The organism is Sandaracinus amylolyticus (assembly GCF_000737325.1).
Lineage (GTDB): Bacteria > Myxococcota_A > Polyangia > Polyangiales > Sandaracinaceae > Sandaracinus > Sandaracinus amylolyticus.
Map to the genome: position 1 here is coordinate 9,423,029 of NZ_CP011125.1, position 24,898 is coordinate 9,447,926.

Genomic DNA, 24,898 nt, shown 5'->3' on the forward strand with positions numbered 1-24,898 from the left:
CGCGATGACGGAGATCGTCCCGATCGCGTCGCTCCGCGAGGGCTCGGTCGCGCGGGTGCGCGGGCGCGTGCGGCGTGCGCACGAGGTGATCACGTCGTCGCTCGGGCAGCGCGCGTGCGTCTACTGGGACGTGCGACAGGGGCTCGCGAGCGCGCCCCACGCGCACGGCGCGGTCGACTTCTGGCTCGAGGACGCGAGCGGGCGCGTGCTGATCCGCGCGGCGTCGATGCGCGTGGAGGCGCGCGCGCAGCGACGCGAGGAGGTGCTCGGCCAGGTCGCGCGCGACATCGACGACGTGTCGCGGCGACAGCGCGCGGTGAAGGACGCGATCCGCCGCGGCGAGGGCGGGACGGCGAAGGCGCTCCACGCGGAGCGGCGACGCCTCGCGGAGCTCGCGACGCTGCTCTGCGCGATGCGCGCGCACGCGCGAGGACGCGTGCACGTCGGAGGCTCGCTGCAGGGCCAGGACGCGTGGATCCGCGCGCACGCCGAGACCGCGGAGAGCGGGCCCGGCGCGTCGACGCTGCGGCTCGTGATCGAGCAGTGGGAGGTCGTGCTCGAGGAGCGCGACGAGGTGGAGATCGAGGGCGAGTGCGCGCTCGAGGCCGCGCCGCCGGGCACCGGCCCGGGCGGGTACCGAGAGCGCGCGAGCTGCCTCGCGCTGCGCGCGCCCTCGGGCGGGACGCTCGAGGTGCGCGGCGTCGGCGCGACGGGCGCGGGCGAGCCGATCGCGCGGCATCCGTCGCGGCGCGCGCCCCCGGTCGTGCCCGAGCGGCCTGCGACCGATCCCGGCCGCGTGCTCACCGGCGCGGTCGCGGTGGTGGTGGGCGTGCTCGTGCTGCTCGCGTGGCTGACGCGCTGAGCGCGCGCGGACGGACGAATCGGCTGCGCTCGCGCTTCTTGGAAGCCGAATCGTCCGTCCAGCGTGCCTGCGACGGACGATTCGTCCGCACGCGCGGCGCACGTGCGCGCACGGTCGTCGCGCGCGTGGATCGCGAGGATTTCTCGGCTCCGCGCGCTGGCGCGGGACGTGATGAGGGGCGAGGCCGAGGAGGTTCTCGTGATCCATCGCGCGTCGATCGTTTCGTGGCTCGCACTCTGTCTCGCCATCGCAGGGTGTCTCGCCGTGGCAGGATGCCGTGCCGGCGCGGTTCCGCCCGCCACGACGGGCGATGCCGGCGTGGAGACCGACGGCGGCGCCGTCGATCTCGGCGACGCGGGCGAAGCGCCCTCGCCCGCCGTCCCGTTCCGCGTGAGCGCGGCGAGCCACGCGGTCGTCGTGCGTCGCAACGAGACGGCCACGCTCGAGCTCGCGATCGATCGCGACGAGGGCCACGACACGACGCTCGCGATCACGATCGACGGGCTGCCCGAGCGCGTCCTGGCGAGCGCGCCCGCGGGCGTGTCGGGCGAGAGCGCGACGATCACGTTCTCGGCCGAGGCGAGCGCCGAGCCGGGCGACGCGCCGATCACGGTGCGCGTCGCGGACGGCGACGACGTGGTCGCGCTCGAGCTCTACGTCGTGGTCCCCGGCGATGCGGGCGCGATCGACACGAGCTTCGGCGAGGGCGGCATCGCGGTGAACGAGGAGGCCTCGTACTCGGTGGTCGGCGTCGCGAGCGACGCGCTCGGTCGCACCTACGCGATCTACGGCGCGGCCGAGGGCGATGCGGCCGCGGTGTTCGTGCGGCGCCTCGATCGGCGCGGCCAGCCCGACGCGACGTGGAACGGCGGCGCCCCGTCGCGCGTGCCGCTCCCGGCCGCGAGCGGCCTCTCGCTCGGCGGCATGATCGTCGGCGACGACGGGCGCGTGACGCTGCTGATCGGCGCGTCGATGGGCGGCACGCCGCACGCGTTCTTCGTCGCGCTCGACGCCTCGGGCGCGCCCGACGAGGCGCGCCTCGAGGGCGGGACGCGCGAGCTCGGCGCGTACGGCGTGACGGGCCTCGATCAGGCCGGTGATCGGATCGCCGCGCTCCTCTCGACGACCGGCGAGGCCGGCTCGACGGGCGTGCTGCAGGTCTACGAGGACGTCGCGGGCGAGCCGCTGTTCACGCGCGAGCTGCCGTCGACGACGGCGAGCGACGTGCTGATCGACGCATCGGGACGCTTCGTCGTGATCGGGTCCGACCTCGTGCTCCACGGCGGCGTCGTGGTGCGCGTGAGCCCCGACGGATCGATCGACCAGTCGTTCGCCGCGGGGCGTCGCGTGATCACGTCGGACGGCGCGGTGCTGCTCGCGGCGGGCGGGCTGATGCACGACGGATCGGTCCTGGTCGTCGGTCGCGAGAGCGCGCCCGGGAGCCTTCATCCGTTCGCGGCGCGGCTCGACGACGCCGGCGAGCTCGTCGAGGCGTTCGGCGACGCGGCGGGGCGCATGCGCTACGACGCGATCCCGGGCACGTTCCGCGCGCTCGAGGTGGACCGCGCGACCGGCGAGGCGATCGCGGTCGGCGAGCGCGACGAGAACGCGCTCCTGATCGCCGACATCACGGGCGGCGGCGCGCTCGATCCCACGTTCGTACCGCCCGCGGCGCTGACCGGTCTGCGAGCGTCGGTCGCGGTGGCGATGACGAGCGATCGACGCGTGCTCGTCGGCACGTCCGACGGAGAGCGCGGGCACGTCGCGCGGCTCTGGCGCTGATCGGCCGTGTTCACGCGCGCGGCGCGCTCCTCGTCACGGGGGCGCGCCGCGCGCGTTCGAGATCGACCCGGCGGCGCGCGTGATCGGCTAGGATCGCGCCGCTCCGGATGGCTCGGATCGCGTCGTGGCTCCCTGCGCTCGTCGTCCTCGCGCTCGCCTCGCGTGCGCACGCGCATCCGCTCGTCGACGACGCGGAGCGACAGCTCGACGAGGCGCGCTTCGGCGCGGCGCTGACCCTCTTCGATCGCGCGGCGCAGGGCGACGATCTCGACGTCTCCGACGTGGCGCGCGTGCTCGAGGGCCGCGCGCTCGCGCTGCGCGCGTTGGGGCGCGAGGACGAGGTCGAGGTCGATCTGCTCAGGCTCGCCGCGCTGCGCCCGCAGCACACGTTCTCGGCGCGCGTGCCGCCCGAGATCGCGCATCGGTTCCGCGTGCTGCGCGAGCGCGGCGCCGATCGCCTCCGGGCGCGGGTGCAGGTGCGGCGCGACGGCGATCGGGTGCGGCTCGAGCTCGCGCTGGTGAACGATCCCGGCGGCCTGGTGCGCGACGCGACGCTGTTCGCGCGCGCGGGAGACGGGCCGTGGAGCGCGTCGACCGAGGGCGCGCTCTCGCTCGAGGCGCGCGACGGGGAGCGCGTCGACTACTACGCGCGCGTCATCGGGATCGGCGGCGCGCTGATCGTGGAGCACGGCGCCGAGGACGCCCCGCTGCCCGCGCTCGTCACGAGCCACGTCGAGATCGCGCCCGGCGTGACGCCGAGCGAGCCGAGCGATCCCTGGCCCTGGATCCTCGCGGGCAGCGGCGTGATCGCGGCCGCGGGGATCGTGATCGCGATCGTGCTCGTGACCACCGCCCAGCCGGGCGACGACACGCGCCTGTCGCCGCCGCGCCCGGTCGAGATGCCGTGACGTCGAGCTCGGGCAAGCGGCTCGGGCCCTACGTGCTCGGGCCCTCGATCGCGTCGGGCGGCATGGCGACGGTGCACGTCGCGCACGGCGGTCCTCCGCTCGATCGTGTGGTCGCGATCAAGCGCATCCACCCGCACCTCGCGCGCGAGAAGGCGTTCGTCGAGATGTTCCTCGACGAGGCGCGCATCGCGGCGCGCGTGCAGCACCCGAACGTGTGCCCGGTGCTCGACTACGGCGAGGAAGGCGGCGCGCCCTACCTCGTGATGGAGCTGGTGCGCGGCGAGACGGTCGAGGCGATCGTCGGTGCGATCGCGCGCGCGTATCCCGACGATCCGATCGCCCACGCGCGGCGCGTGCTGCGCGTCGCGGTCGACGCGTGCGAGGGGCTGCACGCCGCGCACGAGCTCGGCGTTGTGCACCGCGACGTGTCGGCGCGGAACCTCTTCGTCGGCGACGACGGGTGCGCGCGCGTGCTCGACTTCGGCGTCGCGCGCGCGCGGGAGAAGACGCACCGCACCGCGACCGGCGTGGTGAAGGGCACCTTCGCGACGATGTCGCCCGAGCACGTCGAGGGTCGCGAGATCGATCGGCGCGCCGACGTGTGGTCGATCGCGGTGCTCGCGTGGGAGCTGCTCACGGGAGAGCGCTTGTTCGCGCGCGATCGCGAGGTGGACACGCTGCGCGCGCTCTCCGCGGGCGTGGTCCGCCCGCCCTCGATGGCGCGACCGGGCGTGCCGCGCGCGGTCGACGCGCCGATCCTCGCCGCGCTCACCCGTGATCGCGAGAAGCGCACGCCGACGGCGCGCGCGCTCGGCCTCGCGCTGCACGACGCGGCGCGTGCGTTCGGAGGTCTCGCGCACGCGAGCGAGATCGCCGCGTGGATGGCGCAGACGTTCCCCGCACACGGCGAAGCGCGGCGCGCGATCGTCGGCGCGAGCACCTCGGCGCCGATCGAGCTCGAGCGCGTCACCGCGCCCGCCGCCGTCCCGGTGCCCGCAGCGCCCGTGATCGCGTCGGACGAGCGCGTCTCGCCGCCGGCGCCGCCTCCCGCGCTCCCGGATCACCTCTCCGTGCCGCCGCCGATCACCGCGCCCGCGGCGCATCGGGGCCCGCGTCCGCTGGTGTACGCGCTGTCCGTGGTCGTCACGATCGTGGTCGCCGCGACCGGCGGATGGCTCGCGGCGCGCGCCTCGTCGCCCGCACCGCTCGCATCGGTCGCCGAGCCGTCGACGCCGATCCCCGTCGACGCGCTCGAGCCCACGCCGATCCCTGCTGTCGAGCCCGAGCCCGACCTCGTCGCTCCGCCCGAGCCCGAGCCCGAGCCCGCCGCCGAGACCGCGCCCGCCGTCGAGCCCGATCCCGTCCGCCGCGAGCGCGGCCGCGGGTTCGCGAACGTCTCGGTGCGCGGCGGCTGGGCCGACATCTACCATCGCGGCCGCTACCTCGGGCGCACTCCCACGCGCGTCGAGCTGCCCGCCGGGCGCCAGACGCTCGAGCTCGCGCCCTTCGGTCGCGCCCCTCGGCGTCGCGTCGCGCTTCGCGTGCCGGCGGGCGGCGATGCGACGGCGTCGATCGCGCTCGAGTGATCGTCACGCCGCGAGCATCGGCCGCGCGATCGCCGACGCGTCGCGCGCGCCGATCGCGTCCACCCGCGCGATCCACGCCGCGCGTCGCGCCGCGTCCATCTCGCGCACCGCGTACAGCGTCGTGAAGCGCACCGGCGCGAAGCCGCAGAACGTCAGCGTCGCGGTGCCCATCGTCGCGTGCAGCGCGCGATGGTGCGCGAGCGCGTACCACCACGACGGGCTGTCCATCGTCGTGATCACGCGCGACGAGCGCCCCGCGAGCAGCCCCTTCGGCAGCGCGCTGCCCTCGTAGCGGAACGCCCAGCCCGGCAGGAACAGCCGATCGATCACCCCGCGTACCACCGCCGGCGGCGACGCCCAGTACGTCGGGAACACCCACACGACGTGGCGCGCCCGCTCGATCGCGCGCTGCAGGCGCACGAGGTCGGGCTCGAGCGGTTGTTCCTCGCGGTGTCCCGCGCGCAGCACGAGGTCGAGCTCGAGCGAGGCGAGGTCGATGCGCTCGGTGCGCGCTCCCGCGCGCTCGGCGCCGCGCAGGTACGCATCGGCGAGCGCGCCGTTGAAGCTGTTCGGTTCGGCATGGCCCAGGAGCACGAGGACGTCGGTCATGAGCGCCACGATGCGCCATGCAGCGATGCATCGGCAGCCGCATCGATGCATCGGTGGTATGCATGGGTGCATGACGCCCAGCAGCGATCTCTCGCGATGGGACGACGTGCGCGTGTTCCTCTCGGTCGCGCGCGAGGGCAGCTTCACGCTCGCGGCGCGCACGCTCGGGACCGATCAGTCGACCGTCAGCCGTCGCATCGCCGCGCTCGAGGACGAGCTCGGTGGGCCGCTGTTCGAGCGCACCCCGCGCGGTCCCGTCCCCACCGAGCTCGGCGCGCGGCTGCGCGAGGACGCGGAGCGCATCGAGGCCGAGGTGCATCGCTTCGCCGACGCGGCGCTCGGGCACGAGCGCGAGGTGCGCGGCCGCGTCCGCATCGCGACCACCGAGGGCGTCGCGCTGCACTTCGTGGTGCCGCGCGTCCTGCCCGCGCTGCGCGAGGCGTACCCGGAGCTCGAGCTCGAGCTGATCACCAGCGATCGCGCGGTCGATCTCGCGGCGCGCGAGGCCGACGTCGCGCTCCGCTTCTTCCGCACGACGCGCGGCGATCTCGTCGGCCGCAAGGTCGCGCGGCTGCGCACCGGCGTGCTCGCGACCAAGGCGCTCGCCAAGCGCGCACGCCGTCGCGATCCTTCGTCGCTCGCGTGGATCGCCACCGAGATCGACGGTGTCGCGACGCCCGAGGCGGCATGGCTCGCGCAGCACGTGCGCACGCCGCCGGTGCTGCGCTGCTCGAGCTACGAGGTGCAGGTCGCGGCGATCCGCGCCGGGCTCGGCGTGGGCCTCGCGCCGCTCGCGCTGCGCCACGCGTACCCCGAGCTCACGACGATCGAGGGACTGCCCGCCGGCCCGACGCTCGAGCTGCACGTCGTGACGCGCCGCGCGATCCGCACGCTGCCGCGCATCGTGGCGGTGATCGACGCGCTCGTGCAGCACCTCGCGACGATCGATCGCTGAGCGCTCCCGACCGGGGACAGGCGTCTCGCGGAACAACGAGCCCGTGCGCTGATACCCTCCGGCGCATGCGTTCGCTGCGCCCGATCTTCGTCCTGCTCGTCCTCTGGCTCGCCGGCTGCGGCGACGATCCAGACGATCCCGCGGTCGACGGCGGCGGCACCGACGCGGCCGTCGTGTGCACGCAGGACGAGGACTGCGACGACGATCGCTTCTGCAACGGCGCCGAGGACTGCGCGCCCGCATCGCCCTCCGCCGATGCGCGCGGGTGCGCGCCCGCGACGGTTGCGCCGTGCGTGACCGGACAGGTCTGCGACGAGAGCGCACGCTCGTGCACGACCGAGTGCAGCGTGACCGAGGACGCCGACGGCGACGGGGCCCGCGCGACGGAGTGCGGCGGCGACGACTGCGACGACGCCGACGCGACGCGCTTCCCCGAGGCGACCGAGGTCTGCGATCTGCTCGGCCACGACGAGGACTGCGACCCGACGACCTACGGCGAGCGCGACGTCGACGGAGACGGCGAGACCGACGCGATCTGCTGCAACGGAGAGACCTGCGGTCGCGACTGCGACGATCTCCGCCGCGGCACCTCGCCCGACGCGAGCGAGGTGTGCGACGGGCTCGACAACGACTGCGACGATCTCGTCGACGAGCGCGTGACCGTCGCGGTGTGGCCGGACCTCGACTTCGACCTCCACGGCGACTCGGGCGCGACCGCGGAGATGCGCTGCGCGGGCGCGTTCGGCTATGCGACCGTCGGCGACGACTGCGACGACGACGATCCCGCGGTGCATCCCGCGCAGGTCGAGATCTGCGACGGGAAGGACAACGACTGCGACGCGCTGCAGGACGAAGCGCCCGCGGCGGTCACCTGGTACGCGGACGCCGACGGCGACGGGTTCGGCAGCTCGGACCCGACGCTCGCGCGCATCAGCTGCACGCCGCTGCCCGGCTACTCGCTCCGCGCGACCGACTGCGACGACGCCCGCGCCGGCATGAGCCCGGCGACGCCCGAGCGCTGCGACGGGCTCGACAACGACTGCAACGGCCGCCCCGACTTCATCCTCGGCGCGCGCGACACCGAGGACGACGACGGAGACGGTCACGCCGACCTCGCATGCCCCGGCGGCGACGACTGCGACGATCGCGATCCCACGAGCGCGCCGGAGTCCGCGGAGATCTGCGACGGCCGCGACAACGACTGCAACGGCGCGATCGACGACGGCGCGGCGATGGGCTCGTGGTGGATCGATCGCGACGGCGACACGTACGGCGACGACGACACCGCGCCCGTGATGTCGTGCGCGTTCGTGCGCGGGCGCATCCCGCGCGGCGGCGACTGCGACGACTCGAGCGCCGATCGCCGCCCCGGCGCGCGCGAGGTGTGCGACGGCTCGGACGACGACTGCGACGAGCTCGTCGACGAGGGCTCGGAGCGCGGCGCGTACTACGTCGATGCCGACGGCGACGGCCTCGGCGCGGGCACCGCGCTGCTCGCGTGCGTGGCCCCGAGCGATCGTGTCGACGACGCGAGCGACTGCGACGACACGAACCGCTCGATCGGCGCGGCGCGCGTGTTCTTCGTCGACGCCGACGGAGACACCTGGGGCGATCCGCTGCGCTCCGAGCTCTCGTGCGCGACGCTCTCGAACCGCGTCACGCGCGGCGGCGACTGCGCCGACGGCGACGCGGCGATCTACCCGATGGCCACCGAGCGCTGCGGCGGCGGCGACGAGGACTGCGACGGCGCGACCGACGAAGATCCCGCGGCGAGCGCGAGCTGCACGATCATGGGCGCGAGCGCGGTGTGCAGCGCGGGCGCGTGCACGATCGGCATGTGCGCGCCGGGCCTCGGCGACTGCAACACGAGCAGCGCCGACGGATGCGAGACGTCGCTGCGCACCGACGCGACGAGCTGCGGCGCGTGCGGCGTGGCGTGTGATCCCGGCGAGCGCTGCCGCGAGGGCGAGTGCGCGCGCGTCACGTCGATCACCGCGGGCGACTCGCACGTGTGCGCGCTGCTCGACACCGGACGCGTCGCGTGTTGGGGCTCGAACCTCTACGCGCAGCTCGGGCGCGGCACGACGGGCAGCTCGGGCGCTCCGCCGACCGACGCGTCGCAGCTCGTGCAGCTCTACACCGGCGCGGTGCTCGGCGACGTGGTCGACATCGACAGCCATCCCGACGCGAACTTCACGTGCGCGGTGCGCGCGACCGGTCAGGTCGTGTGCTGGGGCCAGAACCACGAGCTGCAGATCGGCGACGACGCACCCGCGAGCTACGCGTCGCGCGCGGTGCCGATCCCCAACGTCGGCGGCGCGACCCACGTCACCGTGGGCTCGCGGCACGCGTGCGCGATCGTCGGCAGCGGCGAGGTGCGGTGCTGGGGCTCGAACTCCGGCGGTCAGCTCGTCAGCGGCAGCACGACGCCGGTGCGCAGCGGCGCGGGCGTCGTCGCCGTCGAGAACGAAGGCGGGATGCAGCGCCCGATCCCCGACGCGATCGCGATCGCGGCCGCGAACGAGCTCACGTGCGTGCTGCACGCGGGCGGTCAGCGCGTCTCGTGCGCGGGGCGCAACGGGAGCGGCGGCGGCGCGGCGGGGCAGCTCGGTCGCGGGACGCTCGCGGCCGGCATCTATCCGATCGCCGACGACGCGATCATCCCGACGGGCACGGTGCTCAACGGGATCGAGGCCGGCGCCGGCTCCTACGACGGCTTCATGTGCGCCACGCGCGCGGTCGGCGCGCCGCTGTGCTGGGGGCTCAACACGTACGAGGCGCTCGGGCCCGGCGGCGCGATCAACGCGCCGCGCCCGTTCCAGCCGCTGCTCTTCGCGCAGACGCAGGGCGTCTCGATCGGCCAGGACTTCCTCTGCGTGCGCTACACGAACGAGTCGTTCGGTCCGCGCGTCGCGTGCTCGGGGCTCAACGGCAGCGGTCAGCTCGGCAACGACTCGATGGCGAACACCGCGACGCCGGTCGACGTGATCAGCGCGCCGGCGGACGCACCGCGCGGTCACCTGCGCAGCGACGAGGTCGCGCAGATGACGACGGGTCGCTCGTTCGTGTGCGCGCTGCTGACGAACGGCGCGGTGACGTGCTGGGGCCAGCCCGCGATGATCTACGGAGACGGGACCACGAGCGCGCGGCGGGTGGCCATCCCGACGTCGGTGGTCGCGAACGTGCCCTGACGACGAATCAGGTCGTGCGACGACGGAGCAGCAGCGCGAGCGCGAGGAGGAGCGCGAGCGCTGCCGCGGGCGAGCGACGCGCGTGGTCGATCGTGCAGCCGCCTTCGATCGAGCCCGACGTGCCGGCATCGATGCCCGCATCGACCTCGCTCGGCGCGATCGAGGTCACGCGCACATGCACCACGTCGTCCGCGGGCCCGCCCATGCCGGGATCCGAGAACCACGCGACGTCTTCCTGCACGAGCGTGAAGAACTGCGCGTGCTCGCCGAGCGAAACGGGCGCGCGCACCGAGAACACGAAGCGTCCGACCTCGCCCGGCGCGACCTCGCGATCGACCGTCGCCGGACGGTTCGGCGCGATCCACGTGGGCGTCGCGAGCGCGCTCTCGACGTCGCGCGGCTGCGTCGTGCCGAGGAACGTCGCGCCCGGCGTCCACGTCTCGGTGCCGACGTTCCGCATCTCGATCACGCCGTCGGCGATCGCGCCTCGCGTGACCTCGGCCGGGAAGGTCTGCGAGACCCACTCCGCGCCGAAGCGCGGCGTCGTCACCGCGCCCGCGAGCGCGCGGATCTCGTCGAGCCGCGCGTGCAGGTGATCGCCGGGGCACGCGGTGCTCTGATCCGGATGGTCGCGATGGCCCTTCAGCGTGTCGGTCGTGATCGTGATCTCGTGGATGCGCGCGACCTCGCGCGCGACGCGCCCCGCGCTCTGGATCATCACGTCGGGCGGCATGAACGGCGTCCAGTCGTTGCAGCTGCTCGAGTGGAAGCACCCGATGAAGCAGATGCCGACGTTGCCCGTGTTGTTCGCCGCGGTGTGGGTGCCGAGCAGATCGTGATCGCGCCCTTCCCACACCGTGCCGTCGAGCGACACGAGGAAGTGGTACCCGATGTCGCACCAGCCGTTGGTGTCCATGTGGTACGCCTGGATCCCGCGCAGGCGCGCGCCGATGTCGCCGCCCGACGGCGTCGCGGTGTGGTGGATCGCGATGCGCGTCTTGTCGGGATCGGCGTCGGTGCAGCGCGTCGCGCGCGCGCCCCAGCTCGCGCGATCGCGCACCCCGAGCGCCGCGAATTCGCTGCGCAGCGGCGCGCTCACCACGCCGACGTCGCGCGCTTCGTCGGCGACCGGCACCGGCACCACCGCGGACCACGTGATCATCGCGATCCGATCGACGTCGGACGCTGCGATGCGCAGCTCCGCACGGTGCGCGACGAACGTCAGATCGACGCGCGCGACGCGCTGATCGGGCTCCTCGAACGTCGTCTCGAGCGGCGCCCACGCGCCGCCGGCGCCGCGCGCCTCGATGCGCGGCGCTGCTCCGGGCCCGTCGAGCACCACGAGGGCGCCGACGCGCGTCGCACCGGTCGGCGCGTCGAGCGCGTCGACGTGGAAGCCGTCTTCGACACGCCAGTCGCGCGCGATCTCGAGCCCGGTCGCGCGCGCCTCGGGGATCGCGTCGACGTCGGTCGGTGGCAGCGTCGCGCGTGGCGTCTCGCACGCGACGAGCAGCGCGAGCACGACCACGACCCTCGAGCACGGCAGGCGAGTCACGCGGCGATCATCGCATGCTCTCGCCACGGCGAGCACTCAGCCGATTCGTCTACGTCCCGGCGATGCAGGGGACGATTCGTCCACTGCGCGCGCGATGCGCAGCGGCTTCGTCCGTCGGCCCTTGCGCGATCGGGCGCGCGACGGGACCTTCCGCGCGTGGGGTACCGCGACGAACGCGAGGCGGAGCGCGCGCATCGGGAGCAGCTCGAGCGCGAGCTCGGAGAGGCGAAGCGAGCGCTCGAGGCGCACGAGCACAAGGACGCGCAGGACGCGCGTGAGCTCGCGCGGCTGCGCGCCGAGGTCGAGGCGCTGACGCGCAGCGCGGATGCACGCGAGCACGCGCCGCGGCGCCGCCCGCGGAGGCCCGTCGCGCTGGCGGCCGTCGCGGCGCTGCTGGTCCCGGTCGGGCTGAGCGTCTTCACGATCGTCGTTCGGCGCGCGCGGCACACCGCGCCGATGCCCGTCGCGGCAGCGCCGGCGGCGGTTCCTCGGGCTCCGGCGTCGCGGGGCGTCGCACGCTTCGGCGCGATCGTGATCGCGTCGACGGGGCGCGCCGACGTGCCAGTCGGCGAGGGTTGCATCGTCGATGCGATGCTCGCGGGCCGCGGCGTCGTCGACGACGTCGTCGTGCGCTGCGGCGACGTGCTCGTGTACCAGCGCGGCATGGATGGGGGCGTCGGGGTGACGACGACCTCGGCAGAGGCGCGCGAAGAGCAGGTCGCGCCCGGTCACTTCGTGCATCGCGTCACGTGGAGCGAGTCCGGACAGCGCAGCGGACCTCGACCGCAGATCGTGCTCGACACCGAGCGGGGCGTCGCGCGGCTCTGGCGCGAAGGGCTCGAGGCCTTCGAGCTGCAGCTGGGGATCGACGATCGCAGCGCCGAGCGGGTCGGGGACGCGCTAGGCCCGACGCGCGTCGTGGCGGAGAGCACGCGGCTGCACCTGGCGGCGCGCGTCACCGAGCGTCGGGGCGAGCCGCCGATCGGCGCCGACGTCGAGCGCTGCGAGGTGATCGTGCGGCCGGGCGCCGGCGGCGATCTCGATCATCGCGTGCGCGTGACCTGCGGCGCCGCGGTGATCTACGGCGATGGCACCTACGGCTTCGCGCGCGCGATCCTGCGAGACGGCCTGCCGGTCCGCGTGGACGACGTGAATCCGACCGGGCCCGACGGCGATCCGATGCTGCGCTTCGATCTCGACGAGCGCGTGATGGTCGTCGCGGACGAGGGTTGGCAGGTGCGGTTCGCGCTCGAGGAGCACCCGCGCTGCGACCTCGACGGCACGTGGTCCGGCACCGTGGGCGACGCGCCGGTCGAGGTGCGGTTCACCGAGCCCGACGCCGACTGCGTGCGCGGTGTGGCCGCCGGCACGACGAGCGACGGAACGCGCCTCGTGGGCCGCTTCGGCCCGGGCTTCGCGACGCTGCTCGGCGACACGCGCACGGCGTTCGCGCTGGTGCGCCGCGAGTAGCCGCTTCGACCAAGAAGCCGCGACTCTGCAGCCGATTCGGCTACGTTCCGCGCGCCCGACAGCCGTTCCCGCTATCCGTCCAGCTCCGGCCCCGCATCGGCCCCGAGTCCCGACCCGGACCCCGTCCGAGCCAGTCTCTCGTCGACCGTCATCTCCTGGCTCACCACGCTGATGCGCGGCTCCGAGCTGCGCGGCGGCGGCACCGACTTCGGCGGGGTCCATCGGCCCGCGACGCTCGTCGCGGCGAGCGCCTTCGCGAGCGCGTCCGCGCAGCGATACCGGTGCGCGGGGTCCTTCTCGAGCGCGCGCAGCACGACCGCTTCGACGTCGTGCGGCACGTCGGCGCCCGCCTTCACGCTCGGCGGGACCACGCGCTCGTGCAGGTGCGCGACGAGCTGGCTCGCGGGCTCGCCCTCGAACGGGAAGCGCCCCGCGAGCGCGAAGTAGAGCACCGCGCCGAGCGCGTACACGTCCGCGGGCGGCCCGATCTCGCTCGCGGTGATCGCCTCCGGGCTCATCGTCGCGGGCGTCCCCGTCACCACGCCGGTGCGCGTGAGGCCGTCCTCGCCGGGCGTCGCGCCGAGCACCTTCGCGATCCCGAAGTCGAGGATCTTCACGAAGTCGCGCTCGCCGCCCGCGTCGACCACGAACACGTTCTCGGGCTTCACGTCGCGGTGCACGATGCCCTTGCGATGCGCCTCCGCGAGCGCGCGCGCCGCTTGCGAGATCAGGTGCACCGCGCGCGCCGGAGGGAGCGGCCCTTCGCGCCGCACCAGCGTGCGCAGGTTCTCGCCCTCGAGGATCTCCATCGCGTAGTAGAGGATCCCGTCCTCGGTCGCGCCGTAGTCGAAGACGCGCACCGTGTTCGGGTGCGAGAGCTCCGAGGTGGCGCGCACCTCGCGGCGGAAGCGCTCCACCGCGATCGGGTCCACCTCGTGGCCGTAGCGGAGCATCTTCACCGCGACCTCGCGGCCGAGCCCCTTGTGCCACGCGGCCCAGACCTCGCCCATGCCGCCGCGACCGAGCCGGCGACGCAGTCGATAGCGCCCGATGCTGCGGTACTGACCGAGCTCGCGACGCAGCACGTACACGAGGTGCGCCCCGCCGATGCCGAACACGCCCGACGCCGCGAAGAGCAGCGTGAGGACGAAGAAGCGATAGAGCCGCGCGTCGTCCGAGAGCTGCGGCCGCAGCTCGGGCACCAACGCGACGCCGCCGAGCACGATCGCGGGGAAGAGCAGCACGGCGAGCAACACCGCGGGCGCGGTGCGACGCCACGGACGCGGCACGTACCCCGCGCCGCCGAGCAGGATCAGGTTCGCGGTGCCGTAGTAGCTGTCGAGCCCTCCGGTGAAGAGCATCATCGCGGAGATGGTCCCGACGATCGCGTAGATCGATCCCATCACCCAGAACTCGAGCTCGCGCTCGGAGACCGGTGGCTTGCGACGCATGCGCACCATCGCGCTCGCGAGCCACGCGATCAGCATCGCGCGCAGCGACCAGATCCCGACGAGGTCGCCGCCGAGCACGATGACGTGCCCGATGTCGCAGACCGAGAACATCACGGTGCACGCGAGCGCGAGCTGGAACCCGACGCGCGCACGCGAGACGTCCGCGGTGTGCTGCCAGCGCGCGGAGGACGCGCCGAGATCGACGTCGAGCGACGAGCGCGCCGGCTCGATCAGCTCCGAGCGTGTCTCCTGCTCGCTGTCCGTCCCCATGCGAGCCGAGCAGGGTACCAGGGCGCGCAAGCGCGAGCGGTGATCGAACTCGCGCGCGAGGCTCGACGCCGCGCGACGTTTCGCCCTCGTTGGACGCGTTCAGCGTGGGCCTAGACGCGATCCCGTGAAGGGAGCGTCGTCCATGAGAACGTGGTTGATCGCAGCCGTCGCTGCGGGGTGCCTCTTCGGCTGCGGAGGCACCGACGAGGCGCTCGGCGACGAGCCGAGCGCGAAGCCCGACGAGAGCGAGGGCGGGGAGATGTACGTCATCGAGCCCGAAGATCGTGGCCTCGCGCCGCCCGACGATCCTGCGCTGCCCTTCTGAGCCGGCGCGCCGAGGTGCCGCGCAGCGCCGCACCTCGGTCGGCGAGCGTCAGCGGCGGTGCTCCGCGAGCGCGCGCGCGACGGCGGGACGCTCCCGTACGCGAGCGTGCCAGTCCGCGAGCCGCGGATGCGCGTCGAGCGCGTAGCCGAGGCTCACGGCGGAGTGGATCCATCCGAAGAACGCGATGTCGACGATCGAGTACGCGTCGAGGAAGTGCGCGCGATCGCCGAGCAGCGTCTCCGTCACGCGCTCGAGCCGCGCGCCTTCGCGGTGGTAGCGATCGATCGCGTACGCGATCGGCTCCGGCGCGTAGCGGTCGAACCAGACGCGCTGTCCGAACATCGGACCGATCGACGCGGCCTGGAAGAAGAGCAGCTGGATGCCTCGCGAGCGCTCGGCGCCATCGCGCGGGAAGAGACGCTGCGTGCGCTCGGCGAGGTGCAGCAGGATCGCGTTGGACTCGAAGATCGTCTGGTCGGTCTCGTGATCGTGGAGCACGGGGATCTTCCCGTTCGGGTTGAGCGCGAGGAATTCGGGGCGCTGCCCTTCTCCGCTCCACACGTCGACGATCTCGCGGCGATACGGGATCTCGAGCTCTTCGAGCAGGATGGCGACCTTGAGCGGGTTCGGGCCCGAGTGCGTGTAGAGCGTGATCGACGGCTTCGTCATTCTCGACCTCCGCCCGAGCACCTACGGCGCGCACGCGACGGCGAGACGCACCGCGCGTTCGGAGATCCGCGCCGCGCGTTCGGCGTCGATCACTCGCTCGCGAGCCGGCGGAAGCGCGCGGGCGCGGTGCTCGCCCAGCGCTTGAACGCGCGACGGAACGCGGGCTCGGAGCCGTAGCCGACCTGCGCCGCGACCTCCGCGATCGACGCGTGCTCGTCGTCGCGCAGCAGCATCGCGGCGTGCTGCAGCCGGAGCGCGCGCAGGTACTCGAGCGGCGCGCGCCCGACCTGCGCCGAGAACTGGGTCGCGAACGTCGTGCGCGACATGCCCGCGATGCGCGCGAGACGGTCGACCGACCACGCCTCGCCCGGCGCGCGGTGCATCGCCGCGATCGATCGCGCGAGACGCGGATCTCGGCTCGCGGAGAGCCAGCCGTGGAGCTCGCGCGTCGAGGTCCGCAGGTGCTCGCGCACCATCTCGATCACCAGCACGTCGGCGAGCCGCGCCGCGAGCGCGTGACCGCCGGGCCCGCGCGTCACCGCGTCGCCGTCGAGCAGGCGCAGCACCGCGTCGAGCGCGGGGATCGCGCGGGCGCGGCGAGCGCGGACGACCAGCACGTCGGGCAGCGCGGACCACAGCGGCGCGGCGTGGCGCTCGTCGACGTGCAGACAGCCGGTGAGCAGCCGCGCGACCGGTCCTCCGCCGTCGAGCTCGACGACGCCCTTCGCGGGCCACCGCACCTCGCGCGCCGCGGTGCTCGCGCCGCTCCATCCGTCGCGCAGCGCGTGGTCGGTGCCCGCCGCGACGAGCGCCACGTCGTGCGCGTCGAGCCGCGTCGGCTTCCGCCCGCTCGCGACGATGCGCGCCGATCCCTCGGTCACGACGTAGAAGTGCGCACGCGCGTCGCGGCCGAGATCGAACGACCACGCGCCCGCGAGCCGCAACGACGCCGAGATCGAGGCGCGCAGTCGGACGCGCGACAGCACGTCGTCGAGCACGCTCTCGGTCTCGTCGGTCGCACGTCGGCTCGCCATCGGCGCGCATCGTACGATCACGACCACCGACGCGCGCGCGATCGCGGGCGATCACGTCGTGCGCGGATGCGCGAAGCGCTGCTCGGGATGGCGCTCGATCACGCGATAGTCGGTGGTGAGCCACAGCAACGCGACGGCGATCGCGAGCGCGAGGACCGCGTTGCGCGCGGCTTCGATCGTGTCGAACCCGAAGAGCCACGGCGACGCCGCGACCAGCGGCACGAGCGCGAGCTCGAGGTAGCCGTGCACCGGGAACGGGACGAGCTTCGCCACACCGAGCGGGTACGCGGTGAGCAGCGACGTCGCGAGGTACACGATCGCGATCGTGGCGCAGAGCGTCGCCGCGGTGCCCGCGAAGCCGAAGAGCGTCGGCGCGAGCGCGAAGAGCGCGACGAGCACGTAGTCGATCACGGCGTGGACGAAGGGCGAGAGGAGCTTCATCGCGGAGGCTCCTCTGCAGCGCACGATCCAGCCTCGCGACGAGGCGCCTCGCCCCGCGCTACGCAGCCGGCCGCGGTCGCGCCGGTCCCTCGCCGGCGCCCGTCGACGCGATCGCGCGCGCGATCGCGTCGAGATCCGAGTCGTCGAGCGTGAGCCGCGCCGCGTCGATCCATCCGTCGATCTGCTCGGCGGTGCGCGCGCCGACGATCGCGCCGGTCACGCCCGGCCACGCGAGCGTCCACGCCACCGCGACGCTCGCGACCGTCGTGCGATGTCGCTCCGCGATCGGGCGCATCGCGTCGGCGAGCGCGAGGTTCTTGCGCAGCCCCTGGCCGGTGTGATCCGGCGAGCGCGAGCGCCAGTCGTCGGGCGGCAGCTTCGTCGCGCGCTCCGCGGTGAACGCGCCGGTGAGCAGGCCCGCCTGCATCGGGCTGTACACGATCGCGCCGGTGCCGTGCTGCGCGCACCACGGCAGCTCCTCGCGCGCGACCTCGCGACGGATCGCGGAGAACGGCGGCTGCAGCGTGTCGACGTGCGCGACGCGCTCCGCGCGCTCGAGCGCGTCGCGATCGTGGTTCGACAGACCGATCGCGCGCACCTTGCCTTCTCGTTTCATGCGCGCGAGCTCGGCCCAGTACGCCTCGATCGGCGTCCCGTCCTCGGGCGGCCAGTGCATCTGGTAGAGGTCGATGCGCTCCACGCCGAGCCGCCGGAGCGAGCCCTCGAGGTCGCGCCGCAGGCTGGCGGGATCGCCCACGTGCATCGGCTGCGCGCCGGGATCGCGCGGATCCCAGGTGAGCCCGCACTTCGTGAAGACGTACGGTCGCTCGCTCGCCGGGCGATCGCGCAGCGCGCGCGCGACGAGCTCCTCGGAGTGGCCGAGCCCGTAGATCGCCGCGGTGTCGATCCAGTTGATGCCGCGATCGAGCGCGCGATGGATCGCGGCGATCGAGTCCGCGTCGTCCTGCGCGCCCCACCCGTACGCCCAGCCGGCGCCTCCGATCGCCCACGCGCCGAAGCCGACGCGCGTGATCGCCATGTCCGTGGTGCCGAGCGGTCTCGTGGGCAGAGGCGTCTTCATGAGCCCCGGGCATGCGGCCGGGCTCGACGGGTCGCAAGACGCGCTAATCTCGGCGTCCTCATGGGACGGATCTTCGAGAAGCGGAAGACCACGATCTTCGCCCGCAACGCGCGCATGGCGAAGGTGTTCACGCGCATCGCGCGCGACATCCACATCGCGGTCAAGTCGGGCACGCCGCACCCCGAGACGAACCCCGCGCTGCGTCGCGCGCTCTCGAACGCGCGCGGCGCGAACATGCCGCGCGAGAAGATCGAGGCCGCGATCAAGCGCGCGAGCGGACAGGATCAGCGCGACTACGAGGTGCTGATCTACGAGGGCTACGCGCCGCACGGCATCGCGCTGATGATCGAGACCGCGACCGACAACCCGCAGCGCACCGTCGCGAACGTGCGCTCGATCTTCAAGGACTGGGGCGGCAGCTTCGGGCAGACCGGCAGCGTCTCGTTCCTCTTCCAGCACATGGGCGTGTTCCGCATCGCGCCGGGCTCGTTCGATCCCGAGGAGCTCGAGCTCGAGCTGATCGATCACGGCCTCGAGGAGATGGGCGAGAGCACCGGCGACGACGGAGAGAAGCAGTACGTGCTGCGCTCGCCATTCCACGAGTTCGGCCGGCTCCAGTCGGCGATCGAGGAGCGCAAGCTTCCGCTGATCTCCGCGGAGTCCGAGTACGTCGCGCAGACGCTCACGAACCTCGACGAGGCACAGGCCAAAGAGGTGCTCGAGCTCGTCGACGCGCTCGAGCAGGACGACGACGTGCAGCGCGTCTTCCACAACCTCGGATGACGCTGCGCCACGCGCCTGGAAGGAACTCACGTCGTGGAACAGGGTGACGGGTGAGTGAGGATCGGCCGCCCGCACAGGACTTCGCGTCCGAGCTGAATGCGACGCGTTCCGGGTGGAACGCCGCGATGGGGCTGCGCTTCGTGCGCGCGAGCCGCGACGAGGTGATCGCCGAGCTCGAGATCGGCGAAGTGCACCGCCAGCCCTATGGGCTCGTGCACGGCGGCGTGTACGCGGGGATCGTCGAGGCGGTGACGTCGGTCGGCGCCGCGCTCGACGCGCGCGCGCACGGGCGCGGTGCGGTCGGTCTCGAGAACCACACGACGTTCCTACGCGCCGCGCGCGACGGCGTGCTGCGCGTCGTGGCGCGACCGCTCGTGCGCGGTCGTCGCACCCAGGTGTGGGAAGCGACGGTGCGCGACGCCGAGGGCCGCGAGCTCGCGAGCGGACGCGTGCGGCTGCTCGTGATCGAGCCCGACGTGCCGATCGCGGGCGAGGCGATCTCCGTCGACGGGAAGGAGGGCGCGTGACCGTCGGTCTCGTGCTGCGCCCGGCGCGTCTCGACGAGATCGCCGCGCTGAGCGCGCTGTGCGCGCGCGCCTGTGCGCCGGGCAACGGCGACCGCACGAAGACGACGATCGATCGCGACGCGGTCACCGCCCATCGCACCTTCGTCGTGGACCGCGGAGGCGAGGCGCTCGGCGTCGCGCAGCTGCGGCCCGCAGGCAAAGAAGCGGTGCTCGACCTGCTCGTGGTCGCACCGGAGTCCCTCGGTCGCGGCATCGGGCGCCTGCTCTACGCGTGGGCGCTCGGCGCGGCGCGCGCCCTCGGCGCGAGCGCGCTCCGCGTGACCGCCGACGAGCGGACGCTCGGGTTCTTCGAGCACATGGGCGCGCAGCTCGAACGTCGCGGCAACGGCGCGGGCAAGGTGCTGCGCGCGTCGCTGATCACGTCGTGAGCGAGACGGGAGCCACTGGATCTCGTGCGCGCGTTCCGGCGATGCTCTCGCCATGCTCCACCTCGTTCGCACGCGCGCGATCGTGTCGTCCATCGCGCTCCTCGGGCTCGCGTCGTGCGGCGGTGACGACGTGCCGCCAGGCACCGCGCTCGAGTGCGGCGGAGGCGAAGCGAGCGAGGTGTGCGAGGTGTTCCGCCTGGTGAACGCGGAGCGCGCGTCCGCAGGGCTCCCCGCGTACGAGTGGAACGCGGAGCTCGCGATCGCCGCGCAGCGACACGCCGTCGACATGGTGGAGAACGACTACTTCTCCCACGAGTCGCAGGACGGTCGCAGCTTCTCGGATCGCGCCGACCAAGCGGGCTACGACGCGTTCGCGACCGGCGAGAACATCGCCGCGGGACAGCGCACGCCCGAGCAGGTGATGGACAGCTGGATGGGCTCGGACGGACACCGCGCGAACATCCTCTCCGACGGCTCGAACGAGATCGGCGTCGGCCTGTCCGACTTCCACTGGGTGCAGGTCTTCGGGCACCGCGACTGATCGAGGTGGCGATGCGACGACGGCTCTGGACGTGTGGTGTGCTCGCGCTCTCGCTCGCGTGCGGCAGCGATCCCGGCGTCGACCCGCCGACCGACTTCCGCGACGGTCCACCGGCGGGAAATCCCGAGGGCACCTGCGCGATCCCCGACGAAGGTCGGCTCGCCGACACATCGAGCCCCGATCAGATCGTGGGCGACGGAACGCCCGAGAGCTGCACGTCGCAGGCGTTCGTCGCCGCCGTCGCGCAGGGCGGCGTCATCACGTTCGACTGCGGGCCCGACCCGGTCACCATCGTGCTCGACGAGACGGCGCGCGTGTTCAACGACACCGGGCCCGACATCGTGATCGACGGCGGAGGTCTGGTGACGCTGAGCGGCGGCGGACGACGCCGCATCCTCTACATGAACACCTGCGATCCCGCGCAGCGATGGACCACGTCGCACTGCGACGATCAGGATCACCCGCGGCTCACGGTCCAGAACCTCACGTTCGTCGACGGCGACGCGAGCGGCGAGATGGACGAAGGCGGCGGCGCGATCTTCGTGCGCGGCGGGCGATTCCGCGTGATCCGCTCGCGCTTCTTCCACAATCGATGCGACGAGGTCGGACAGGACGTCGGCGGCGGCGCGATTCGCGTGCTCGATCAATTCCAGGATCAGCCGGTGCACGTCGTCGAGAGCACGTTCGGTGGCGGCGAAGAGCTCGGCAACGAGTGCAGCAATGGCGGCGGACTGAGCAGCATCGGTGTCTCGTACACCGTCGTGAACAGCCTCTTCTCGCACAACCGCGCGCTGGGGAACGGTGCCAATCCGGCCCAGCCGGGCACGCCCGGCGGAGGCAGCGGCGGCGCGATCTACAACGACGGGAACACGTTCACGCTGCGCCTCTGCGGCGTCGCGATCCGCGACAACCACGCGAACGAGGGCGGCGGCGCGATCTTCTTCGTGAGCAACGATCGCAGCGGCTCGCTGGTGATCGAGCGCTCGACGCTGGAGCGCAATCCGAGCGACGGATTCGAGACCGACGGATATCCGGGGATCTTCGTGCTCGCCTCGGGCGACCCCGACGTGCGCGAGTCGACGATCACGCAGTAGCCGGCCGGTCAGCAATCGGTCAGCGCTCGCGCAGCGCGCCCTGCGCCTCGAGCCGTCCTTCGGCGAGCGTGAACCGCGGCGACGTCCCGAGGCGGACGCCGGAGCCGATGCCGGTCTCGCGCACCACGCCGCCGACCTCGAGCGCGCTCGGCGCGAGCATCGTGGGCGCGGGCACCGCGGGCATCGCGTCGTTGATCATCACGCTCGCGATGTGGTGCGCGAGCACCGCGGCATAGGCGCGCACCTGGTCGCGCGCTTCTCCGCTCAGCGCGGGCACCGTCGCGACCTGGAGCTCGACGAGCTCGAGCCCGCCGTAGCTCGGATCGTCGCCCTCCGAGATCGTGCTCGCGCGCCCCGCCACCGAGATGCGCATGCGGACGCCGCCCGCCCACGGGCCGGTGCCCGACGCGGTCGCGGTGATCCCGCCGACGCTCACCACCATCGCGCCGGCGCGTGCCTGCGCGACCGGCGGCATCGCGCCCTCGACGCGGATCATGTCGGGCGCGACCACCATGTCCGGCGCCACGACCATGTCGGGCGCGACCACCATGTCGGGCGCGACCACCATGTCCGGCGCGACCACTCCGTCGAGCGCGCCCGCGCGCCAGAGCGCGTGCAGCGCCTGGTTCATCACGATCTCGGAGACCGCGCTGCGGCTCGCGCTCTCGAGCCCGCCCGCGTCGAGGTCGATCGGCATCATCGGCACGCCGCGTCCGCTCTCGCGGGTGGCCGCGCCCATCAGCGCCCACGACGTGCGGAGCCCGAGCGCGAGCCCCTCGCTCTCGCGCGCCTCGACGCGCGTCGGCGTCGTCAGGAGCTGCAGCGCGACCGGCGTGCCGTCGATCCCGCGCACCGAGATCGGCGCCGCGCCGAGCCCGCTCCCGATCCCCGACACGAGCCCGCCGATCACGCGCGCGACCGCGTCGCCGTACGTCGCGCCGAAGTCTCCGCGCACCGTGCGCGTGATCTCGGCATCGGGAAGCCGCTCGCGCAGGCCCAGCTCCGCGGCCGAGCGCTTCTCGCCCTCGAGGTCGGGGAAGCTCACCTCGGCCTCGTCGAAGTCGACCGCCTCGATCTCGCGCACCCGCACGAGCGGCCTGCCGAGCTCGAGGCCCACGTCGAGCGTGAGCGTCACCGCGACGTCGACCTCCACGGTGCCGATCGTGTCGAACTCGGGCGTGGGCGTGACGCACCCGCCCTCGGGCGTGCACATGCCGGGCAGCGGCACGAGCACCTCGCCGACCGCGTGGGTCGTGAGGCGCACGTCGTCGCCGTGCGCGACCACGCGCAGACCGCCGTCGATGATCGAGACCTCGGTCGACTGAGGCCCGCCGAGCATGCTGGTGTCGAAGTCGAGCACGTCGAAGCTCGCGCTGTACGAGTCCATCCCGCACGGGCCCGGCGGGACGCAGGGCCGCGTATCGAACTCGAAGAAGCCGAGCCCCGCGCCGAGCACCGCCGCGAGCCACCCCGAGCGCGACGTGCGCGCGAGCACGTCGTCGACGCTGCCGAGCATCGTGTCGTCGTCCCCGTCGTCCACGCCCGACTGCGCGATCTGCAGCAGCGCGGTCGTGCCGAGCTCGGGATCGTCGCGCTCGTGCGCGTACTCGGGCGCCGCGAGGAACGAGCAGAGCTCGGTCGCGCCGTCCGCCTCGACGCGCACGTCGATCACGCCGAAGCGCAGCGGCACGTCGGTGGTCACCAGCCCGAACGCGTCGACCGGCACCGCGACGTCGTTCACCCGCACCATCGTTCCCGGCGCGACGTCGCGCACCGCCGCGACGAAGCGCACCGAGCCCATCGTCGCGTCCTGGACCATCTCGCCGTGCGCCGGCGCGACGCACGTGATGGCCGGCGCAGCCGGCGCATCGAGCGGCACCGACGCATCGGGATCGGCCGCCGGCGCGTCGGAGCACGCGACGAGGAGCGCAGCGAGGACGAAGGTGCGAAGCGACGCCATCGCGACCGAGGATACGAGGGAACGACGCGTGGCAGGGCAGCTCCCCTCGGGGAGCGCCGTAATCCCCTGCCATGCTCCGCACCGCTCTCGCTCGCGACGCCGCGCTCCTGCTCCTGCTCTCGCTCCCGCTGACCGCATGCGGGGACGACGACGGTCCCGCCACCGACCCCGACGGCGGCATCGCGCAGCGCGACGCGGCGCTCCCGATGAACGAGCCGTGCGACGCGCCGGGCGCGCTCGAGACCGTCGCGTGCGGGCTCTGCGGCACGGTCCAGCGCTTCTGCACCGCGGCCGGCATCTGGGAGTACGCGACGTGCGAGGGCGAGTCGGGGGCGTGCGAGCCCGGCGCGTCGCGCACCGCCGCGTGCGGCGCATGCGGATCGCGCCGCGAGGTGTGCACCGCGTCGTGCGTGTGGGAGGCGGCGTCGGAGTGCGAGTCCGAGGGCACGTGCGAGCCCGGCGAGATCGTGCGCACCCGCGACGGATGCAGCGCCGGTCAGCGCGACCTCCGGTGCACCGACGAGTGCACGTTCGAGCCGATCTCGGAGTGCGAGGTCGAGACCTGCGAGACGCCGGGCGCGACCGAGCCCGTCGGCTGCGGGATGTGCGGCACGCGCGAGCGCTTCTGCACCGCGGCGCGCGAGTGGGAGTACGGCCCGTGCGAAGGCCAGGGCGGGTGCATGCCCGGCACGTCGCAGACCGAAGCGTGCGGCTTCTGCGGCGAGCAGACGGTGCGCTGCAACGCGACCTGCGAGTGGATCCCGTCGGGCGAGTGCACCGGCGCGGGCGAGTGCGCGCCCGGCACGACGACCACGCGCGCGTGCGGAGGCGGGGAGACGCAGCCGTTCACGTGCAACGACGCGTGCACGTTCGAGCCCTCGGGCGAGTGCAGCGCGCCGACCGGCGGTGGCGCGCTCGGCGAGTCGTGCGTCGCGGGGACCTGCGACGTCGGGCTCACCTGCGACGAGGTCACGGGCGTCGACGTGTGCCGCGCGCCCTGCACCACCGACGAGCAGTGCGTCGCGAGCGCGTACTGCCTGGGCGAGGAGGGCCTCTGCTCCGACGCGTGCACCGCGTTCACCGACGCAGGCTGCCCCGCCGGCGCGAAGTGCGACTACCTCGGCGAGGCCGACACCACGACGCCGAGCCCGGTCATGGTGTGCAGCGCGGTCGGCTCCGGTCGCGCCAACGCGGTGTGCACGACGAACGCGCAGTGCGCGCGCGGCTTCAGCTGCGTGATCGAGACCGGGAGCTCGGGGCGCTGCACCCAGGTCTGCGACGGGTCGCATCCGTGCCCGAGCGGGCAGACGTGCAGCGGCGGCGGCACGCCGTTCCCCTTCCCGCTGCCGGGCTTCGGGCTCGGGTTCTGCGGCTGA

22 protein-coding genes are annotated in these 24,898 nt (G+C 73.6%); 14 read left to right on the plus strand and 8 right to left on the minus strand.

Translation table 11 applies throughout. The annotated features are described in order from the left end of the window. The first annotated feature begins 4 nt into the window (after positions 1-4). The 4 genes from DB32_RS39915 (at position 5) to DB32_RS39930 (ending at position 5,138) form a co-directional block, all read left to right on the plus strand. Positions 5-862, plus strand: a complete 858-nt coding sequence (locus DB32_RS39915; protein ID WP_053237904.1) for a hypothetical protein — start codon at positions 5-7, stop codon at positions 860-862. A gap of 264 nt (positions 863-1,126) precedes the next feature. Further along, on the plus strand, positions 1,127-2,644 hold the full coding sequence (locus DB32_RS39920) for a COG1470 family protein (RefSeq protein ID WP_157070155.1): 1,518 nt from the start codon (positions 1,127-1,129) through the stop codon (positions 2,642-2,644). 107 nt (positions 2,645-2,751) lie between these two features. Then, the gene (locus tag DB32_RS39925; protein WP_053237906.1) at positions 2,752-3,552 is read left to right on the plus strand and encodes a tetratricopeptide repeat protein; all 801 of its coding nucleotides are present in this window, start codon (positions 2,752-2,754) and stop codon (positions 3,550-3,552) included. Then, positions 3,549-5,138 (plus strand): serine/threonine-protein kinase, encoded by a 1,590-nt coding sequence (locus DB32_RS39930; RefSeq protein WP_053237907.1) that lies wholly within the window; start codon positions 3,549-3,551, stop codon positions 5,136-5,138. The genes DB32_RS39925 and DB32_RS39930 overlap by 4 nt, the downstream gene beginning before the upstream one ends. A gap of 3 nt (positions 5,139-5,141) precedes the next feature. Here DB32_RS39930 and DB32_RS39935 read toward each other — a convergent pair whose 3' ends face one another. Further along, a complete protein-coding gene (locus tag DB32_RS39935) occupies positions 5,142-5,747 on the minus strand; it encodes an NAD(P)H-dependent oxidoreductase (protein WP_053239115.1) in 606 nt (201 codons plus the stop codon). A 70-nt stretch (positions 5,748-5,817) separates the two neighbouring features. On the opposite strand from DB32_RS39935, the gene DB32_RS39940 reads away from it, so the two are divergent. Then, complete coding sequence (locus DB32_RS39940; RefSeq protein WP_053237908.1) at positions 5,818-6,702, plus strand: LysR family transcriptional regulator; 885 nt, start codon at positions 5,818-5,820, stop codon at positions 6,700-6,702. A gap of 65 nt (positions 6,703-6,767) precedes the next feature. Next, the gene (locus DB32_RS39945) at positions 6,768-9,893 is read left to right on the plus strand and encodes a MopE-related protein (RefSeq protein WP_053237909.1); all 3,126 of its coding nucleotides are present in this window, start codon (positions 6,768-6,770) and stop codon (positions 9,891-9,893) included. 7 nt (positions 9,894-9,900) lie between these two features. On the opposite strand, the gene DB32_RS39950 is transcribed toward DB32_RS39945, so the two are convergent. Continuing rightward, positions 9,901-11,448, minus strand: coding sequence for an N-acetylmuramoyl-L-alanine amidase (locus DB32_RS39950; RefSeq protein WP_157070158.1), 1,548 nt, complete (start codon positions 11,446-11,448; stop codon positions 9,901-9,903). A 156-nt stretch (positions 11,449-11,604) separates the two neighbouring features. On the opposite strand from DB32_RS39950, the gene DB32_RS39955 reads away from it, so the two are divergent. Continuing rightward, the gene (locus tag DB32_RS39955) at positions 11,605-12,918 is read left to right on the plus strand and encodes a hypothetical protein (RefSeq protein WP_053237911.1); all 1,314 of its coding nucleotides are present in this window, start codon (positions 11,605-11,607) and stop codon (positions 12,916-12,918) included. 71 nt (positions 12,919-12,989) lie between these two features. Here the strand turns inward: DB32_RS39955 and DB32_RS39960 are convergent, their stop codons facing one another. After that, positions 12,990-14,639, minus strand: a complete 1,650-nt coding sequence (locus DB32_RS39960; RefSeq protein WP_053237912.1) for a serine/threonine-protein kinase — start codon at positions 14,637-14,639, stop codon at positions 12,990-12,992. A 142-nt stretch (positions 14,640-14,781) separates the two neighbouring features. Between DB32_RS39960 and DB32_RS47700 the strand changes: the two genes are divergently transcribed. Beyond that, entirely contained in the window at positions 14,782-14,964 is a 183-nt protein-coding gene (locus tag DB32_RS47700; protein WP_157070160.1) for a hypothetical protein, read from the plus strand. A 48-nt stretch (positions 14,965-15,012) separates the two neighbouring features. On the opposite strand, the gene DB32_RS39965 is transcribed toward DB32_RS47700, so the two are convergent. The 4 genes from DB32_RS39965 to DB32_RS39980 all read right to left on the minus strand — a co-directional run bounded on the left by DB32_RS39965 (position 15,013) and on the right by DB32_RS39980 (position 18,189). Further along, on the minus strand, positions 15,013-15,633 hold the full coding sequence (locus DB32_RS39965; RefSeq protein WP_053237913.1) for a glutathione S-transferase family protein: 621 nt from the start codon (positions 15,631-15,633) through the stop codon (positions 15,013-15,015). Positions 15,634-15,722: 89 nt separating this feature from the next. Then, complete coding sequence (locus tag DB32_RS39970; protein WP_157070163.1) at positions 15,723-16,667, minus strand: AraC family transcriptional regulator; 945 nt, start codon at positions 16,665-16,667, stop codon at positions 15,723-15,725. 51 nt (positions 16,668-16,718) lie between these two features. Further along, on the minus strand, positions 16,719-17,108 hold the full coding sequence (locus tag DB32_RS39975; RefSeq protein ID WP_053237915.1) for a hypothetical protein: 390 nt from the start codon (positions 17,106-17,108) through the stop codon (positions 16,719-16,721). A 58-nt stretch (positions 17,109-17,166) separates the two neighbouring features. After that, positions 17,167-18,189 carry an aldo/keto reductase gene (locus DB32_RS39980; RefSeq protein ID WP_053237916.1) on the minus strand — a complete coding sequence of 341 codons (1,023 nt, stop codon included), beginning with the start codon at positions 18,187-18,189 and terminating at the stop codon, positions 17,167-17,169. A gap of 60 nt (positions 18,190-18,249) precedes the next feature. Between DB32_RS39980 and DB32_RS39985 the strand changes: the two genes are divergently transcribed. The 5 genes from DB32_RS39985 to DB32_RS40005 all read left to right on the plus strand — a co-directional run bounded on the left by DB32_RS39985 (position 18,250) and on the right by DB32_RS40005 (position 21,562). Beyond that, a complete protein-coding gene (locus DB32_RS39985) occupies positions 18,250-18,972 on the plus strand; it encodes a YebC/PmpR family DNA-binding transcriptional regulator (protein WP_053237917.1) in 723 nt (240 codons plus the stop codon). A gap of 125 nt (positions 18,973-19,097) precedes the next feature. Beyond that, positions 19,098-19,499: a PaaI family thioesterase gene (locus DB32_RS39990; RefSeq protein ID WP_240481307.1), complete on the plus strand. Its 402-nt coding sequence runs from the start codon at positions 19,098-19,100 to the stop codon at positions 19,497-19,499. Next, positions 19,496-19,927 (plus strand): GNAT family N-acetyltransferase, encoded by a 432-nt coding sequence (locus tag DB32_RS39995; RefSeq protein WP_053237919.1) that lies wholly within the window; start codon positions 19,496-19,498, stop codon positions 19,925-19,927. The genes DB32_RS39990 and DB32_RS39995 overlap by 4 nt, the downstream gene beginning before the upstream one ends. A gap of 52 nt (positions 19,928-19,979) precedes the next feature. After that, complete coding sequence (locus DB32_RS40000; protein ID WP_053237920.1) at positions 19,980-20,468, plus strand: CAP domain-containing protein; 489 nt, start codon at positions 19,980-19,982, stop codon at positions 20,466-20,468. Positions 20,469-20,479: 11 nt separating this feature from the next. Beyond that, positions 20,480-21,562, plus strand: coding sequence for a hypothetical protein (locus DB32_RS40005; protein WP_083458363.1), 1,083 nt, complete (start codon positions 20,480-20,482; stop codon positions 21,560-21,562). A 19-nt stretch (positions 21,563-21,581) separates the two neighbouring features. Here the strand turns inward: DB32_RS40005 and DB32_RS40010 are convergent, their stop codons facing one another. Further along, a complete protein-coding gene (locus DB32_RS40010; protein WP_053237921.1) occupies positions 21,582-23,522 on the minus strand; it encodes a hypothetical protein in 1,941 nt (646 codons plus the stop codon). A 71-nt stretch (positions 23,523-23,593) separates the two neighbouring features. Here DB32_RS40010 and DB32_RS40015 point away from each other — a divergent pair, with 71 nt between their 5' ends. Beyond that, positions 23,594-24,898 (plus strand): hypothetical protein, encoded by a 1,305-nt coding sequence (locus DB32_RS40015; RefSeq protein ID WP_053237922.1) that lies wholly within the window; start codon positions 23,594-23,596, stop codon positions 24,896-24,898.